The sequence below is a fragment of the Brevibacterium paucivorans genome (genome assembly GCF_016907735.1).
GTDB lineage: Bacteria > Actinomycetota > Actinomycetes > Actinomycetales > Brevibacteriaceae > Brevibacterium > Brevibacterium paucivorans.
The window spans coordinates 178,941-192,342 of sequence record NZ_JAFBCP010000001.1 but is presented as its reverse complement, the minus strand read 5'-3'; the positions used below and the strand labels follow the sequence as shown (position 1 = coordinate 192,342).

The 13,402-nt window shown below is 61.4% G+C and carries 10 protein-coding genes, 1 tRNA gene and 3 pseudogenes; 9 read left to right on the top strand and 5 right to left on the bottom strand.

Going from position 1 to position 13,402, the window contains the following annotated elements:
- Nucleotides 1–5 precede the first annotated feature (5 nt).
- Nucleotides 6–461 carry a cation:proton antiporter gene (locus JOE56_RS00910; protein WP_204514425.1) on the top strand — a complete coding sequence of 152 codons (456 nt, stop codon included), beginning with the start codon at nt 6–8 and terminating at the stop codon, nt 459–461.
- 15 nt (nt 462–476) lie between these two features.
- On the opposite strand, the gene JOE56_RS00905 is transcribed toward JOE56_RS00910, so the two are convergent.
- Nucleotides 477–758: an antibiotic biosynthesis monooxygenase family protein gene (locus tag JOE56_RS00905; RefSeq protein ID WP_204514424.1), complete on the bottom strand. Its 282-nt coding sequence runs from the start codon at nt 756–758 to the stop codon at nt 477–479.
- Nucleotides 745–1,692: an alpha/beta fold hydrolase gene (locus tag JOE56_RS00900; protein ID WP_204514423.1), complete on the bottom strand. Its 948-nt coding sequence runs from the start codon at nt 1,690–1,692 to the stop codon at nt 745–747. The genes JOE56_RS00905 and JOE56_RS00900 overlap by 14 nt, the downstream gene beginning before the upstream one ends.
- Before the next feature lie 92 nt (nt 1,693–1,784).
- Between JOE56_RS00900 and JOE56_RS00895 the strand changes: the two genes are divergently transcribed.
- Nucleotides 1,785–1,857: transfer RNA gene (locus JOE56_RS00895), tRNA-Ala, on the top strand.
- Nucleotides 1,858–2,430: 573 nt separating this feature from the next.
- Complete coding sequence (locus JOE56_RS00890) at nt 2,431–2,961, top strand: GNAT family N-acetyltransferase (protein ID WP_204514422.1); 531 nt, start codon at nt 2,431–2,433, stop codon at nt 2,959–2,961.
- A 16-nt stretch (nt 2,962–2,977) separates the two neighbouring features.
- Here the strand turns inward: JOE56_RS00890 and JOE56_RS00885 are convergent, their stop codons facing one another.
- A complete protein-coding gene (locus tag JOE56_RS00885) occupies nt 2,978–4,078 on the bottom strand; it encodes a GNAT family N-acetyltransferase (RefSeq protein ID WP_204514421.1) in 1,101 nt (366 codons plus the stop codon).
- 59 nt (nt 4,079–4,137) lie between these two features.
- Between JOE56_RS00885 and JOE56_RS00880 the strand changes: the two genes are divergently transcribed.
- The gene (locus tag JOE56_RS00880; protein WP_338028589.1) at nt 4,138–4,734 is read left to right on the top strand and encodes a TetR/AcrR family transcriptional regulator; all 597 of its coding nucleotides are present in this window, start codon (nt 4,138–4,140) and stop codon (nt 4,732–4,734) included.
- Nucleotides 4,735–4,824: 90 nt separating this feature from the next.
- On the opposite strand, the pseudogene JOE56_RS11710 reads toward JOE56_RS00880, so the two are convergent.
- Together JOE56_RS11710 and erm are read right to left on the bottom strand one after the other, a co-directional pair.
- A pseudogene (locus tag JOE56_RS11710) lies at nt 4,825–5,193 on the bottom strand (helix-turn-helix transcriptional regulator); the annotation flags it as partial.
- A pseudogene (gene erm / locus JOE56_RS00875) lies at nt 5,190–6,017 on the bottom strand (23S ribosomal RNA methyltransferase Erm). The pseudogenes erm and JOE56_RS11710, both read right to left, overlap by 4 nt.
- A 145-nt stretch (nt 6,018–6,162) precedes the next feature.
- Between erm and JOE56_RS00870 the strand changes: the two are divergent.
- The 5 genes and pseudogenes from JOE56_RS00870 to JOE56_RS00850 all read left to right on the top strand — a co-directional run bounded on the left by JOE56_RS00870 (nt 6,163) and on the right by JOE56_RS00850 (nt 13,290).
- The gene (locus tag JOE56_RS00870) at nt 6,163–6,474 is read left to right on the top strand and encodes a hypothetical protein (protein ID WP_204514419.1); all 312 of its coding nucleotides are present in this window, start codon (nt 6,163–6,165) and stop codon (nt 6,472–6,474) included.
- Nucleotides 6,475–6,751: 277 nt separating this feature from the next.
- Nucleotides 6,752–10,217, top strand: a pseudogene (mobF, locus tag JOE56_RS00865) (MobF family relaxase).
- A gap of 194 nt (nt 10,218–10,411) precedes the next feature.
- The gene (locus JOE56_RS00860) at nt 10,412–11,365 is read left to right on the top strand and encodes an ABC-three component system protein (RefSeq protein WP_204514418.1); all 954 of its coding nucleotides are present in this window, start codon (nt 10,412–10,414) and stop codon (nt 11,363–11,365) included.
- Nucleotides 11,349–11,603: an ABC-three component system middle component 6 gene (locus tag JOE56_RS00855; protein ID WP_204514417.1), complete on the top strand. Its 255-nt coding sequence runs from the start codon at nt 11,349–11,351 to the stop codon at nt 11,601–11,603. The genes JOE56_RS00860 and JOE56_RS00855 overlap by 17 nt, the downstream gene beginning before the upstream one ends.
- Nucleotides 11,590–13,290: an ABC-three component system protein gene (locus JOE56_RS00850; protein WP_204514416.1), complete on the top strand. Its 1,701-nt coding sequence runs from the start codon at nt 11,590–11,592 to the stop codon at nt 13,288–13,290. The genes JOE56_RS00855 and JOE56_RS00850 overlap by 14 nt, the downstream gene beginning before the upstream one ends.
- Nucleotides 13,291–13,402 lie beyond the last annotated feature (112 nt).

Genomic DNA, 13,402 nt, shown 5'->3' with positions numbered 1-13,402 from the left:
GTGGCATGGATATTCTTTTCACAGTCTTGGTAGGCGTGTTCGGTATTGGCGGATGCCTCATTGTGTTGGGGTCGTCCATCGCCATGTTCCGGGCACGGGACGCACTGTCGCGTATCAACGTGTTTTCGCCGGTCACCGGCCTGGGTATGCCCATGATTCTGGTCGCTGCCTACGTGCATTCGCTGTGGGCCGAAGGCTTCAGCGTGTGGCGCACGTTTGCCACGGTGGTGGCATTCTTGGCGTTGATCGCGGTGTCGTCGGTGGCGTCGAACGTACTGTCTCGTGCCACGTTTGTGTCAGGGTCTCCCGTGTCTAGGGCGACTGTGCCTAACCGCCTGGCGTACGCAAAAGACCCTGACGAGGATTCGAAGCTGGCGGCTCAGGCCTACCGCGAAGCCAAGCAAGCTGAACGGGACGGCAATTCTAAGCCTCAGCGTGACTTCTACGGTGAGTGGCGGTAGGCCCAGCCCGGTAGCTTAGAGTTCTACAACCTCGAACTCGAGCATCCCTTTCGCCGCAGAGACGGTCTCGTTTGGGTTGCGTGGGTGGCGCTTAGCAACCCAGTTCTGAAACGACTCTTCAGATTCCCACCGGGTCACAACGAAGTAGTCGGTGTTGTCACCGGTGGGACGCAGAAGCTCGAAACCTAGAAAGCCCGGCTCCTGGTCAACTGATTTCTTGCGTGCGGCGAAACGAGCCTCAAGCTCTTGGGCCTGGCCAGGTTCGACTGAGAGCTGGTTGATCTTAACGAGTGCCATGGGTGATCCTTTCTGGTTGCGTGCAGTGTGCAGAGTCGCTGAGTTCATCAGCGAAGTCTTCAATTGCCCGAGCGGTGGCTTCGGCTGCTTCGTAGTGGACCAGATGGCCGACTCCGTCGAAGACGCGGGCACGGGCGTTGGGAAGTGTTTCGATGAACTTGTTTGTTGACTGGATGGGCACAATCAAGTCGCGCTGCCCGGCAATCACTAACACGGGCATTGTCAGCCGGCCTGACACCTCGGCGACGCTAGCGGTCATGGACACGTCGAAAGCGTCACTGAGCGTGTGGGGGTCAGAGAAGGTGGAGAAGTAGCGGTGGTGCTGCTCGTGGATGTATTTGCGCAGGCCAGGGTCGTCGGTAGTGGCCATGGTCATGCTCATGGCACGGACGATTAGCCAGTTGGAGAGCAGGCTACGGCCCAGGTGTGTGGGCAGGTCCCGGCCGAGGTGGTAGTACAGCTCTGTGATTTTGGTTGCGATCTTGCCGGCGCTGTCGCGAGGGGAGATGGTGATGGGGTTCATGAGCACGAGCCCGGGAATGGTGGGATTGTTGGCTGCCCAGTGTGCCGCGAGGATCGAGCCGAACGAGTGACCGGCCAGCACCGGTTCTGTGCCGAAGTGGGTCGTGGCTTGTGCGTACAGTTCGTCGATGAACTTGGTGTAAGAATCGAGGGTCGTGGTTGGCAGTGGGGGAGTCTGGCCGAAGCCGGGAAGGTCAGGGACCAGCGCTTCGTGCGTGCGCAGGTTGTGTGCGATGAGGGCCATGCCGTGGTGGTCGCCGCGGAATCCGTGAATGAAAAGGATGGGGCGGTGTGAAGAAGTCGCCGAGGCGGTTTCTACGTGGGTGGGAGGGTACAGCCACGCCGAGGTGGTAAGCGTTCCCGCTTCCACGGGGATGTCGAAAGTCGTGGCGACTGAGTCAATAAAGTCCATGATGAGATCAGCTTATTTGGTCAAGCTGGGCGTTTGGTTTGAGAGCGGTTTTGCATTCCGGGAGCTGAAACTTTAAGATAGGTCGAGTGCTCGGGGGTATGGCGCAGTTGGTAGCGCGTCTCCATGGCATGGAGAAGGTCAGGGGTTCGAATCCCCTTACCTCCACAGTGTGAAGTCTCGGGACATCGTTCACTCGATGTCCCGAGACTTTTTGCTTGGTGCGTTGCTGGGTCGGGTCATCGTTCCCCCTTTTTGGTCCGTAACCTAGTTACCCACCACACGTGAGTAGTTTTGGACTTGCTGTGTTGGGTAAAGGCCCATTTTTCACCCAAAAACGTGAACAAAACGATCAAAAGTGGTGTTTACTCAACACATTGGATCGAGCTGTGGTGGGTAAATGAGGTCGGAGCGTGTGGTGATGTAGCCGACCTTAGGTGGCGCAAAGCTGAGCGGCGCGGAGGCGATGGCCCAAGGACAGACAGCGCAAAGCGAACAATACGGCGCTTTATATTGCGTAGTTTCGCTCGCTTTGCGCCGATCTATAGAACCTTTTAAGGACCTATTGCGGACAAGGTGTTCCCTCTCCGGGCTGCGGTGGTGTGTGTGGTTTCGGTGGGTCCAAGTGGGTTTCGGTGACATGGGCAGGTATATCGATGCTCATAAGGGTTGTCGCCCGGTTGGCTTGGGTGTTGCCTGGGCTCCGATAGAAGTCGCTTGATTTGGCTTTAGGATGGTCTGATGACTGACGAGTTCGAGATTAAGATCAGGCCCCTCGCGGTATCTGATGCTCGGTCGATGTTTGAAGAGCTCCAAGACATGCGCATCTATACCTTTATTGATGAGCGACCGCCTGAGAACCTCGAACAGTTGCAAGAGCGTTATAGGGTCCTCTGTGGGGGAGCACCGCAGGGTCTTGGTGTGAGATGGCTCAACTGGATCATCTTGAACGACAGAGACGATGAACCACTGGGCACACTTCAGGCAACGATCGACGAGGAGGCTCATCGTGCTTCCATCGCCTACGTGTTGTTGCCCAAGATGTGGGGCAAAGGGATCGCCTCGAGGTCGACAGAGTGGCTTTTAGGCTGTTTGCATGATGATTACGGGGTCACTGAGGCTCAAGTCGAGATTCACGAACATAATGTGAGGTCGCTGAACCTTGCCCGTCGTTTGGGTTTCGTTGATGCCGAGGTGCGTCGAGAAGGCGATCACAATGAGGTCGTCCTGCGCCTTAGTCTTGGTGCTGACCGCGATTCATCGAGGGCGTGACGCTCATGAATGCTGATTAGAATCTTCCGCGTAGTTCACGCCTCGCCCATTCTTCGGAGGCAAGTGGCGCGTAAACGAGGGTGTCGGTCCATTCGCCCTTGCTGAACCAGTCCTGGATGTGATGTGCTTCTAGCCGGAGCCCGACGCGGCGAGCGAGGGCTGCGGAGGCATTGTTGCGGGCATCTATCTGCGCGGTGATGCGGTGGAGCTTGTAGTGGTCAAACCCGAGGGCGAGTACCGCTCGGACGGCTTCGCTGGCGAAACCTTGCCCACCGTGTGCCGGGTCAAGGACCCACCCGATCTCGCCCTGGCGGTGTTCGTGATCTGTGAGCCACAATGCGACGTCCCCGATCGGGGCGTCGGCATGTTCGATGACCAGCGCAAGTGCACCAGTCTCGCCATCGATGCTGGTCTTCGCTAGCCGCTCGGCGAGTTTTTCGCGGGTGACTTCTGCGGTCCATGGCTCGTCCAACAGGTAGCGAGCAACGTCGGGTTGCGAATACAGCTCGTGAAGCCATTCGGCATCGTCAGCATTATGCAGACGAAGTTGGAGCCGTTCCGTCACCAACGGCCACTGGGTGCTTGGTATGAGATCGCGCCGGTAATGAAACAGTTCCTCTTGCTGTCCTGCGGGCGTGGTCCCTGCGGATCGCTCGACCTCACGGAACCCTGCGGTCGTCAAGCATTGCTGGGAGGCCTTGTTCTCCGGGAGTGTGCGCGCCGTCAAGGTTCGAAGCCCACTGCTCCGTGCGAAACGCGACGCCAGATCCAACCCCCGACGGGCGTGCCCTTCTCCGCGAGCATTGGAATGAATCCAGAACCCGACCTCGGCAGTCTCGGAACTGACGTCGAAGAGCACCAATGAGCCCACAAACCGGTTTGTCTCGGTATCCGCAAGCGCGAGGACTGCCAACGTGCCGGACGATAGGCCTGCGGCGACCTCTTCGCGGATCATCCGCCGCACGGAGTCGGGGGTGTAGCTCGGCTCGGGAAGGTGGCCGAAGCGCCGAACAGATACATGTCTGGTGCCTGTCGCAAATGCTTCTGCGTCCCGATCGGACAAGGTGCGTAAACGAGTGTTCCCCAAGACCATCGGAAGGGCGGTGGCATCAAGCATGTACTAAACCTAACATAGTGCGGATAGCTAACTGAAGCGTGTTTGGTTAGGCTAGTCGGGTGAGTTACTGGGAACATCGCAAACCTGTGCAACGCCTCCGTGCTGTAGATATCGTCGAGGTTGCGAGGGTGGCGGTGAGACTGCTGGACGGCGGTGGGTTGAAGGCACTCACCTTGCGAGCCGTAGCGGAGCAGGTGGGCGTCGCGCCAACTAGCCTGTACTCCCGCGTGGAATCAGTTGACGATCTATTCGATCTTGCCCTAGACACGGCGCTTGCGGATGATCCCGTGATGTCCGAATCTATCCGCACTGCTGACCTTCCCTCACTGATGCAAGCATTCTTCGCGCACCTCACGACCCACCGGTGGGCTGGACAAGTCATCGGCATGCGCCCTCCTAGAGGCCCCGCGTACCTAGCCCTATCTGAGCGGATGTGCGTCCTGCTCGAACAAGCGGATGCCCCGGATCCGCTTGGAACGGCCTACCGATTGTCCAATATGGTGATTGGTGCCTCTCTGACTGCTCCCATGGCGTCTGACGAGAAGCGCGTCGCCATCGACCCTGACCAAGCCCCCACCTACGCGCGACTCCATGCGACGCACCAGATCAGTCCGCAAGAGATTCTCTCCGACGGCATCACGGCACTCCTGTCGTGAGGGGCCCTTTGATTCGGGGCTGCCCTGCGTGGCTGATGGCCACGGGCTGGTCTCCGTGAGAGTGCGCCCAATCGCAGTGCGCCGATATTCGGACGGGCTGATCCCGATGACGTCGGTGAACTGCCGTGCGGCATGTCCACGGCTGCGCCACCCGACTTTTGTCATGGCGACGCCGATGGGAAGATCAGTCTCGACCAGAAGGTGAGCCAGCCGATGGGCCCGAATGTGAGCCAGGTACCGCATGGGTGGCATCCCGAATCGTTGTGTGAACGCTCTGCCCAGCTGTGACACCGAAAGGTGAACTAGCGCGGCAAGGTCACGGAGTCGCCAATCCCGTTGCGGTGCTTCTGCGAGCAGCCGCGTTGCCAGTTCTGTGGAGGTTTCACCGGAACGGTGCTCCGTGGCACTCCTAGCTGTTGACGTGTAGCGGCAGGCCTGGTGCCGCGCTGCGATGGTCATCGACGGCGCCTCCTCGACTTCACCTGCTGCGTCTGCGCACGGTGTGCAGGCGGTGAAGAACCGGTGGTCTTGAACAAGTCCACCTATGCCTCGACGGGCAGGTCTTTCGGCAACCCGGCAGCCGTCACGCCGGGGCCTCTCAGCCACGCCTGTGCGGTCTGCGGTGACCCGAGCGAGGTGGTGCGCGCGAGGATCTGGGCCAGCCCGCGACCGGGGCCGGTGTAGACGCGGTGGACCAGGGCATGGAACTGGCGTCGCCGCATCGGGGACAGCAGCGGATGTTCGCGACGGTGGATGGTGAGGATTCCGCCGTCGACTCCCGGACGCGGGGTGAAGGCGCGAGTGGGAACACGAGTGTGAAGCGTGAACTCGAACCAAGGCGCCCATTGCGCCGTCATCATCGTGGCACCGCCGACGCCCGCTCTGCGCCGCGCGACTTCCCATTGCACGAGCACGATTGCATCGGTCCATGCCGGGGAGCGCAGGATGCGGCGCAGCATGGCCGTGGTCTGGTGAAACGGCAGGTTGCCGACGAGCACATGCGCAGATGTTGGAAGCCGGTAGGTCAGGAAGTCGTCGGCGACGACCTCCACGTGCGACGGGAGTCGTTGGGTCAAGCGTCGGGCGAGCCGGGTGTCGATCTCGACGGCTGTCACAAGTCGCCCGAGCTGGGCCAGCGGGGTGGTGAGTGCTCCGTCACCGGGGCCGATCTCGATGGTCGGGCCTTCGGTGGCAGCCACGAGCCGTGTCATCGTGGCAATGGTGGATGGGTCAGTCAGGAAGTTTTGGCCGTGCTCATGACGGCCACCTCGATAGGTAGGCACTGTTTGCTCCGTGGTTGTTGCGGAGCCGGGCACGCTGAAAGAGCCGCCCGGCCGTGATCACCGGGTGCGGGAGCAACAACCTGTGGAGGGTGCCCGCCGCTGTTAGCGGCTGCGCAGACGCAGCGAAGCAGTGCCGTAGAACAACATGCCCACCAGCGTAGGTGACCCCGCTGCCGGTCAGCGACTCAATATCCCGTCTCTGCTCAAAGACGCGGAGATCCGTATCAATGCTGGCCAGTACGAATCCCGAGCTAACCCACGGCCGCAGAGCCTTGGCATCATCGAGATTCGTTCCGTGAGAGACCTCGACCGATCTGCCACGCCTCTTGCAGATCGAGGCTTGCTTGGGGTTGGTACCCTGACTGTGCGACGTAGTGAACGTCGCGCCCAAAAGGAGGTGGTCGGCATGCCGACGCTTTCTCTGCTGGACGACGCCTGCGGCATGTGGGAGTCGTAAAACGCTCGTGGAGGGGCCGTAGGTCCGTGGATAACCTCGCGGCTGGAACCCTGAGAAGCGAGAAGCGCGTCGCGGCGTAGCCACGTGGCGCATTCCATCCTGGCAACGGGGTGGCGTTCCCGAGACTTCGGTGAACGGCAAAACCTCCAGAGTGCGAAAAGATCCAGGAGGTTGGCGGCGACGCCGCCGAGGGGGTGGCCGTATAGGTCACCCCCTCTCTCGCATCTAGGACGTGAGCACCTTTCGGTGAGAGAGGTGGTTCGTCTTGACGGTGTCGATGCGGGTGATGTCGGCTGGCGACGGCTACACGTACCTGCTGAGCACTGTGGCGGCTGGTGATGGTGACCGGTCGCTGTCGACTCCGTTGACCCGCTACTACGCCGAGGCTGGCACCCCACCTGGACGCTGGCTTGGTTCCGGTGTCACTGCTTTGCGTAATGGTGAAATCGCCCCTGGAGCGCAGGTGTCGGAGGCGCAGCTTCAGTTGCTGGTAGGGATGGGGCGGGATCCGATTGCTGGTGTGCCGTTGGGGCGGGCGTATCCGGTGTACAGCTCGACGGTGGAGCGGGTCGCGGACCGTGTCGCGCAGCTGGACCCGTCGCTCGGCTCTGGGTAGCGGGGTTTCATTTCACGTTCAGTGTGCCGAAGTCGGCGTCGGTGTTGTGGGCGGTTGCGGACGCGGGGACGCAGGCATTGATTGCGCAAGCCCATCATGAGGCGGTTGCGGCCGTGGTTGCGTTCATGGAGCGCGAGGTTGCAGCCACCCGCACGGGTGCAACCGCTGGGGATGGCGCGGTTGCACAGGTCGACGTCACCGGGCTCATCGCGACCGCGTTCGATCAATTCGATTCCCGTGCCGGGGACCCGCACTTGCATACGCATGTGGTGATCAGCAACAAGGCCCGCACGGTGTTGGATGGGAAGTGGCGGAGTCTGGATGGGCGTCCGATGCATGCCGCGGTCGTGGAGTTGCCCGAGCTGCACGAGGCCGTGTTCGCCGACCACATGACCCGAACCTTCGGCGTGAGCTGGGAGCCACGGGAGATGGGTCGCGACCGCAACCCGTCCTGGGCAATCACCGACGTCCCCGAACAGCTGGTGGCGGAGTTCTCCACGCGGGCGCGACAGATCGAGGTGGAGAAGGACCGGCTGGCGGCCGAGTACGTGGCCACCCACGGACGGCAGCCATCCGATGCCACCGTGATCCGATTGCGCGCCCAGGCCACGCTCGCGACGCGTCCAGAGAAACAGGTCCAATCCTTGGCGGAGCTGACCGAACAGTGGCGCACCCGCGCCAGCAGAATCCTCGGCAGTGATGCGACGGTGTGGGCGCGCGCCGTCACGGGTGGGGAGCGGCAGTTGCTGTTGCGGGCTGATGATGTGCCGTTGGATCTGATCGAGCAGGTGGGGCGCTCGGTGGTCGAGGTGGTCGGTGAGAAGCGCTCGACGTGGCGGCGCTGGAACCTGATGGCCGAAGTTGCCCGCCACACGATGGGGTGGCGGTTCGCCACCGTCGAGGACCGCGAAGCCATCACCGCCATGGTCGCCGACGCCGCCGAACACGCGTCCCTGCGGCTGACTCCACCCGAGCTAGCGACCAGTCCGGTGGAGTTTCGCCGCCTGGACGGCCCCTCGGTGTTTCGGCCGAAGCACTCGACCGTGTTCTCCTCCGACACCCTCCTCGCGGCAGAGGACCGCCTCCTGCAACGGGCCCGCACGACCACCGGGCCGAGTATCGACCTGGCCACCGTCGAAACGATCTCGAGCAAGCCCGATGCCGAGGGTCGGGTGCTCGGCCTGGACCAGGCCGCAGCCTTGGCGTCGGTCGCGGTCTCGGGCCGGGTGGTGGATGTGTTGGTGGGGCTGGCGGGAGCGGGGAAGACGACTGCGATGAATGCACTGCGCCGGGCATGGGAAGCCGAGCATGGTGCCGGGTCGGTGGTGGGGTTGGCCCCGTCGGCGGTGGCGGCGCAGGTGCTGGCCGACGATCTGGGCATTCAGACGGAGAACACGGCGAAGTGGTGGACCACCCATCAACACACCGGCGTCACCTTCCAGGCCGGGCAGCTGGTCATCATTGACGAAGCCTCCCTCGCCGGCACCCTGTCCTTTGACCGGATCACGCAGGCAGCTGAGGAGGCGGGGGCGAAGGTGCTGCTGGTCGGCGACTATGCCCAGCTCCAGTCCGTCGATGCCGGTGGTGCGTTCAGTCTGTTGATCCACGACCGCGACGATGCCCCAGAGCTGGTCGATGTCCACCGCTTCACCCACGCCTGGGAGAAGACCGCCTCCTTGGAGCTACGACACGGCCGCACCCCAGTCATCGACACCTACCTGGCACGCGATCGCATCCACGACGGCGACGCCGAGGCCATGACCGATGTCGCCTATACCGCCTGGCGCCACGACCGAAAGGCAGGTTTGGCGTCGGTGCTGATCGCCGAAACCCGCGAGAACGTCACCGCCCTCAACGTCCGCGCCCGCGCCGACCTCATCCTCGACGGCACGCTGAAGCCCGGCCCCGAAATCACCCTGTCCGACGGATCGGCAGCGGGCGTGGGGGACACGATCATCACCCGCCGTAACGACCGGCGGCTGCGGAACCGGCACGGCTGGGTCCGCAACGGCCAAACCTGGACCATCACCGCCGTGCGCGACGACGGGTCAGTCACGATCCGCCCACCCGGGACCCGGCTCGGCAACAGCATCGTCCTGCCCGCAGACTACGTGGCCGAGCACGTCGACCTCGGCTACGCCGTCACCGCCCACCGCGCCCAAGGCATCACCACCGACACCGCCCACGTCCTCGTAGAGCCGACCACCACGCGCGAGAACCTGTATGTCGCCATGACCCGCGGACGCGAATCGAACCGTGCCTACGTCATCCTTGACCGGCCCGATGACCACGCCACGGCGCATCCGGGCGACAATCCCGACGCCACCGCCCGCGCGGTCCTCTATGGCGTGCTCCAACACAGCGGTGCTGAGCTGTCGGCACACGGGACCATCACCGCCGAGCAAGATCAGTGGGGGTCAATCTCCCAACTTGCTGCCGAGTACGAAACCATCGCCGCCGCAGCCCAACACCACCGCTGGGCTGCTCTCATCAAATCCAGCGGCCTGTCCACGGACCAGGCAGAAGCGGTCATCGACTCCGACGCTTTCGGCGCTCTGACCGCGGAACTGCGCCGGGCCGAAGCCAACCACCACAACGTTGAGGCCCTCCTGCCACGACTCATCGCAGCGCACGGGTTCGCCGACGCCGACGACATCGCCTCCGCCATCCACCACCGCCTCGCCCACGCCACCACCCGACCCCCGGGGCCGGACGCACCCGACAGGCACCGCGTCTCATCGCCGGGCTGATTCCCGAAGCCACCGGCCCCATGACCCCCGATATGCAGCAAGCCCTGACCGAGCGCCGCCACCTCATCGAAACCCGAGCAGAAGCCGTCCTCGACACCGCTCTCCAGTTCCACGAGCTGTGGACCACGGCGCTTGGTCCGATGCCCGCCAATGGGCGGGCGCGGCAGCAGTGGCGCCGCCGCGCCCTGGTCGTCGCCGTTTACCGCGTCCGCTACCAGATCACCGACCCGGCACCGCTCGGCGCCCAACCCGAGGGTACGGCGCAGAAGATCGACCGCGCTCGGGCCGAAACAGCGTTAAGGACGTTGCATCGCGCCCGTGTCGAGAACCCCCAGACGGGGCCTGAACGGCGCATGGAGCGTCCGCGTCAACTCTGAGCCCAACTCTCTGTGACCTCAGATCTCTATCGGCTCGCCTTGGGGATGCCGTTGACGAGCGTCAACACGAACCGACGGGGAAGACGGTGGCCGAGGGTGGACAGCTAGACTTGGTTGACAAGGTGGCGCAACCTTCATAGGGCGACACCGTTCTGTCAAACGCGCAAATCACCTACGGGAAGGGGGTGCGGCCCATGATCGACTCGGCATGGAAGAGCTGGTATCGAGCAAGACATGACCAGCGGTGCATCGCTTCCGGCGATGCTTTCGAGGACTACGCCACGGCGCTCTTGGCCCGCCTTCACAGTGACTACCTGAACCCAGCCCCGATGGGCAAGCACGGCGACGGGGGCTGTGACGGACTCGCTGACAACGGATCGATCCTATACGCCTGCTATGGGCAGCGAGCCACTACCGGCGTTGACCAGAAGACCAAGGACAAGTTGGAGTCTGACTTCGCCAGAGGGCTCGCTTGTTGGAACGGCTTCTCAACTTGGCGGTTCGTCACGAACGCTCTCTTTGGCCCCTTGCCGACGAAGAGTGTCCTAGCTCTGCGACAACAACACGCGTCGGGGACGCAACGTCCCATCACTATCGAGATCTGGCAGGTTGACGATCTGTGGTGGAAGGCCGCTGACAAGCTAACTCCAGCGCAGCTAGATGAAGTAATCCCAGGCGTCCCGCATGCCGAAAACGTGGAGCTTGCCGATCTTGTGGAGCTCATTCTCTCTCTGGAGGATGTAGACGGAGATGGCCCTGACCACATCGAATCCATCCGCCCAGTCCCCTCCACCAAGATGGACTTCAATAACCTCCCGGAGACTACGAGGGCAGAGTTCAATGCGGGAAGGCTGCTTTCGGCACGTATCGACAAATGGTTCTCCGAACAGGCAGATCCTGCGTTGCGTGATGAGAAAGCTCAACGCTTCCGTGTCATCTACCAAGAGGCTCGACAAGCTACAAGGGACGTGCGCGAGATTGTTCGTCGAGTCTATGGGGCGCTTGGTGGGCAGGACTTCGATCTGTCCACGAAGCGGGCTAACGCCGTATACGCCGTCACGGCTTACTTCTTCGACTCATGCGACATTTTTGAGGAGCCGCCTGCTGATAATGCTGGAGGCGAGGTGCGGCATGTTACTACCTACTAAAGGTATCGAGCCTCAGCGTGCTTTGCTGACCATTGGGGCAAGCCTGATCTCGCTCTTGGAATCGCCCGCAACCGTGTCGGGGCTTTGGGAGCGGTTCTTGAAGTACTCAAGTGAGGTTCGCGGAGACTCCAAGGTCACCTTCGATTGGTTCGCCTTGGCATTGTCTATGTTGTTTGCGATTGATGCAGTTTCCTGGAATGAATCTGGGCAGTTGGTGAGACGGCATGTTTCTGCATGAACTAGGCTCGTCCGACTCGCGCTTCAAGCGGCTGCGGTTTCACGAGGGGATGAACATCCTACTCGCGGACAAAACGAACGAATCCACGTCCGGGGATAGCCGGAACGGGGCGGGTAAGACCAGTTTCGTCAAAATAATGCGCTACCTGCTCGGCGGTGGTATTGCCGACAGTCTCAAGGTTGAGGCATTGTCCAAACACTCCTTCTGGGCAAAAATTGACTTCGGAGAGTCGGCAGGGATTAGCCGAGTGGAAAGGCCTGTTTCGCCGCAAACGAAGGTCTATATTGATGGTGCCACGACTAGCGTTGATGACTGGAAACGTGAACTCTCTGCAATTTTAGGTATTCCCGATTCTGTCAGAAGGCCGACAGTGGGCCAGTTGTTTGGACAGCTCGCCCGCGACTACTTCGGTGATCCGCTCAAGACTCATCGTGTCGAGTCCGATTGGGAGTCCGGCACCCGGATGGGTTTCTTCCTCGGATTTTCCCCCGAGATTCTCGCGAAAGCAGGCGCAGTAACCGCGCTGGAGAAGAATCGAAAGGCACTCAGTAAGGCCATCTCCGAAGGTGCAATCGGAGCTATCACGCTCAGTGAGCCGGAACTGCGCGCCCGTTTGGCTCAGGCGCGTGAGAAGCGGTCGCGTTTGGAGTCCAATCTCTCGGGGTTCAGAGTCGACGAGCAGTATGCCGACCACCAGGCGGATGCAGACCGCCTGACCCACGCAATCAGAGAGCTCAACGATGAGGGACTCTCGCTTGAACGGCGGAAGCGTGACCTTGAACTTGCAATGACAGAAGAGCGTCCAGCAGTTGCAGGGACGGACCTAGCCAGGCAACTGGAGAGTATGTATGCGGAGGTCGGCATCGTCTTGCCAGGAGCTGCAACCCACCGGTTCGCCGAGGGTGCTGAGTTTCATGCTTCGGTAGTGCGAAATCGGCAAATGTACCTTCAAGCAGAGCTTCTGTCCGTCACTCAGCGCTTGGCGGAGGTCAACTCGGAACGTCAGGCCCTCGATCAGCGACGCTCGAGCATCATGAATCTATTGAACGACTCAATGGCATTGGAAACATTCCGAAGCGCTGAACGTGAACTCACGGATCTGGATGCTCTTGTTGCTGATCTGGAGCGGAAACTCGAACTTGTGCAGTCTGTCAGCGACACCGGGATCCGCCTGCGCACAATGATGTCCGAGGCCGAATCGAGCGTTCGAACTGAGATCGCAGACCGCGAGCTTCCTCTGGAATCAGCCATCGTTTTGTTTCAGCAGCTCGGCGAAGAGATCTATGCCGACCGCAACGTCTCTTTGCTGATTGAAGCTACACGCAAGGGCGTGCTGAAAGTTGTGCCGAAGATTGATGGTGATGCATCAGCGGGAATTCTAGGTGTCAAGACCTTCCTGCTTGACATGGTGTGCGCAGTCACGGCAATTCAACTCGGTCGCGCCCCACGAATTCTGGTACACGACAGTCAGTTGTTTGACTCTATGGACGATCGCCAAATTTCTTCTTGTCTCAACATTGGCGCTCGGCTGGCAGATGAGGTTGGGTTCCAGTACGTCGTGACTCTTAACTCGGATCGTCTGACAGCCGCTGAATCCGAAGGATTCGACCGGCGGAGTTACGTTATCGATCCGGTGCTCACCGACTCGGGGGAAGAAGGTGGGCTGTTCGGGTTCCGCTTCATCTAACTGCTGTCCGGTGGCACGATACCTCTAGAGGCATAGCAAGCCCTTCGCCGCGCTGGAGTTTATGCCGCGGGTGATGAGTCCCGATTGGTGCACCGCATAGAACGGGAATCTA

What these genes read in the sequence shown, in the direction of transcription:
- JOE56_RS00870 (WP_204514419.1), top strand. Translation starts at nt 6,163, where the DNA reads ATGCCCACCAGCGTAGGTGACCCCGCTGCCGGTCAGCGACTCAATATC.
- JOE56_RS00850 (WP_204514416.1), top strand. Translation starts at nt 11,590, where the DNA reads ATGTTTCTGCATGAACTAGGCTCGTCCGACTCGCGCTTCAAGCGGCTG.
- JOE56_RS00900 (WP_204514423.1), bottom strand. Translation starts at nt 1,692, where the DNA reads ATGGACTTTATTGACTCAGTCGCCACGACTTTCGACATCCCCGTGGAA.
- JOE56_RS00855 (WP_204514417.1), top strand. Translation starts at nt 11,349, where the DNA reads ATGTTACTACCTACTAAAGGTATCGAGCCTCAGCGTGCTTTGCTGACC.
- JOE56_RS00890 (WP_204514422.1), top strand. Translation starts at nt 2,431, where the DNA reads ATGACTGACGAGTTCGAGATTAAGATCAGGCCCCTCGCGGTATCTGAT.
- JOE56_RS00905 (WP_204514424.1), bottom strand. Translation starts at nt 758, where the DNA reads ATGGCACTCGTTAAGATCAACCAGCTCTCAGTCGAACCTGGCCAGGCC.
- JOE56_RS00910 (WP_204514425.1), top strand. Translation starts at nt 6, where the DNA reads ATGGATATTCTTTTCACAGTCTTGGTAGGCGTGTTCGGTATTGGCGGA.
- JOE56_RS00885 (WP_204514421.1), bottom strand. Translation starts at nt 4,078, where the DNA reads ATGCTTGATGCCACCGCCCTTCCGATGGTCTTGGGGAACACTCGTTTA.
- JOE56_RS00860 (WP_204514418.1), top strand. Translation starts at nt 10,412, where the DNA reads ATGATCGACTCGGCATGGAAGAGCTGGTATCGAGCAAGACATGACCAG.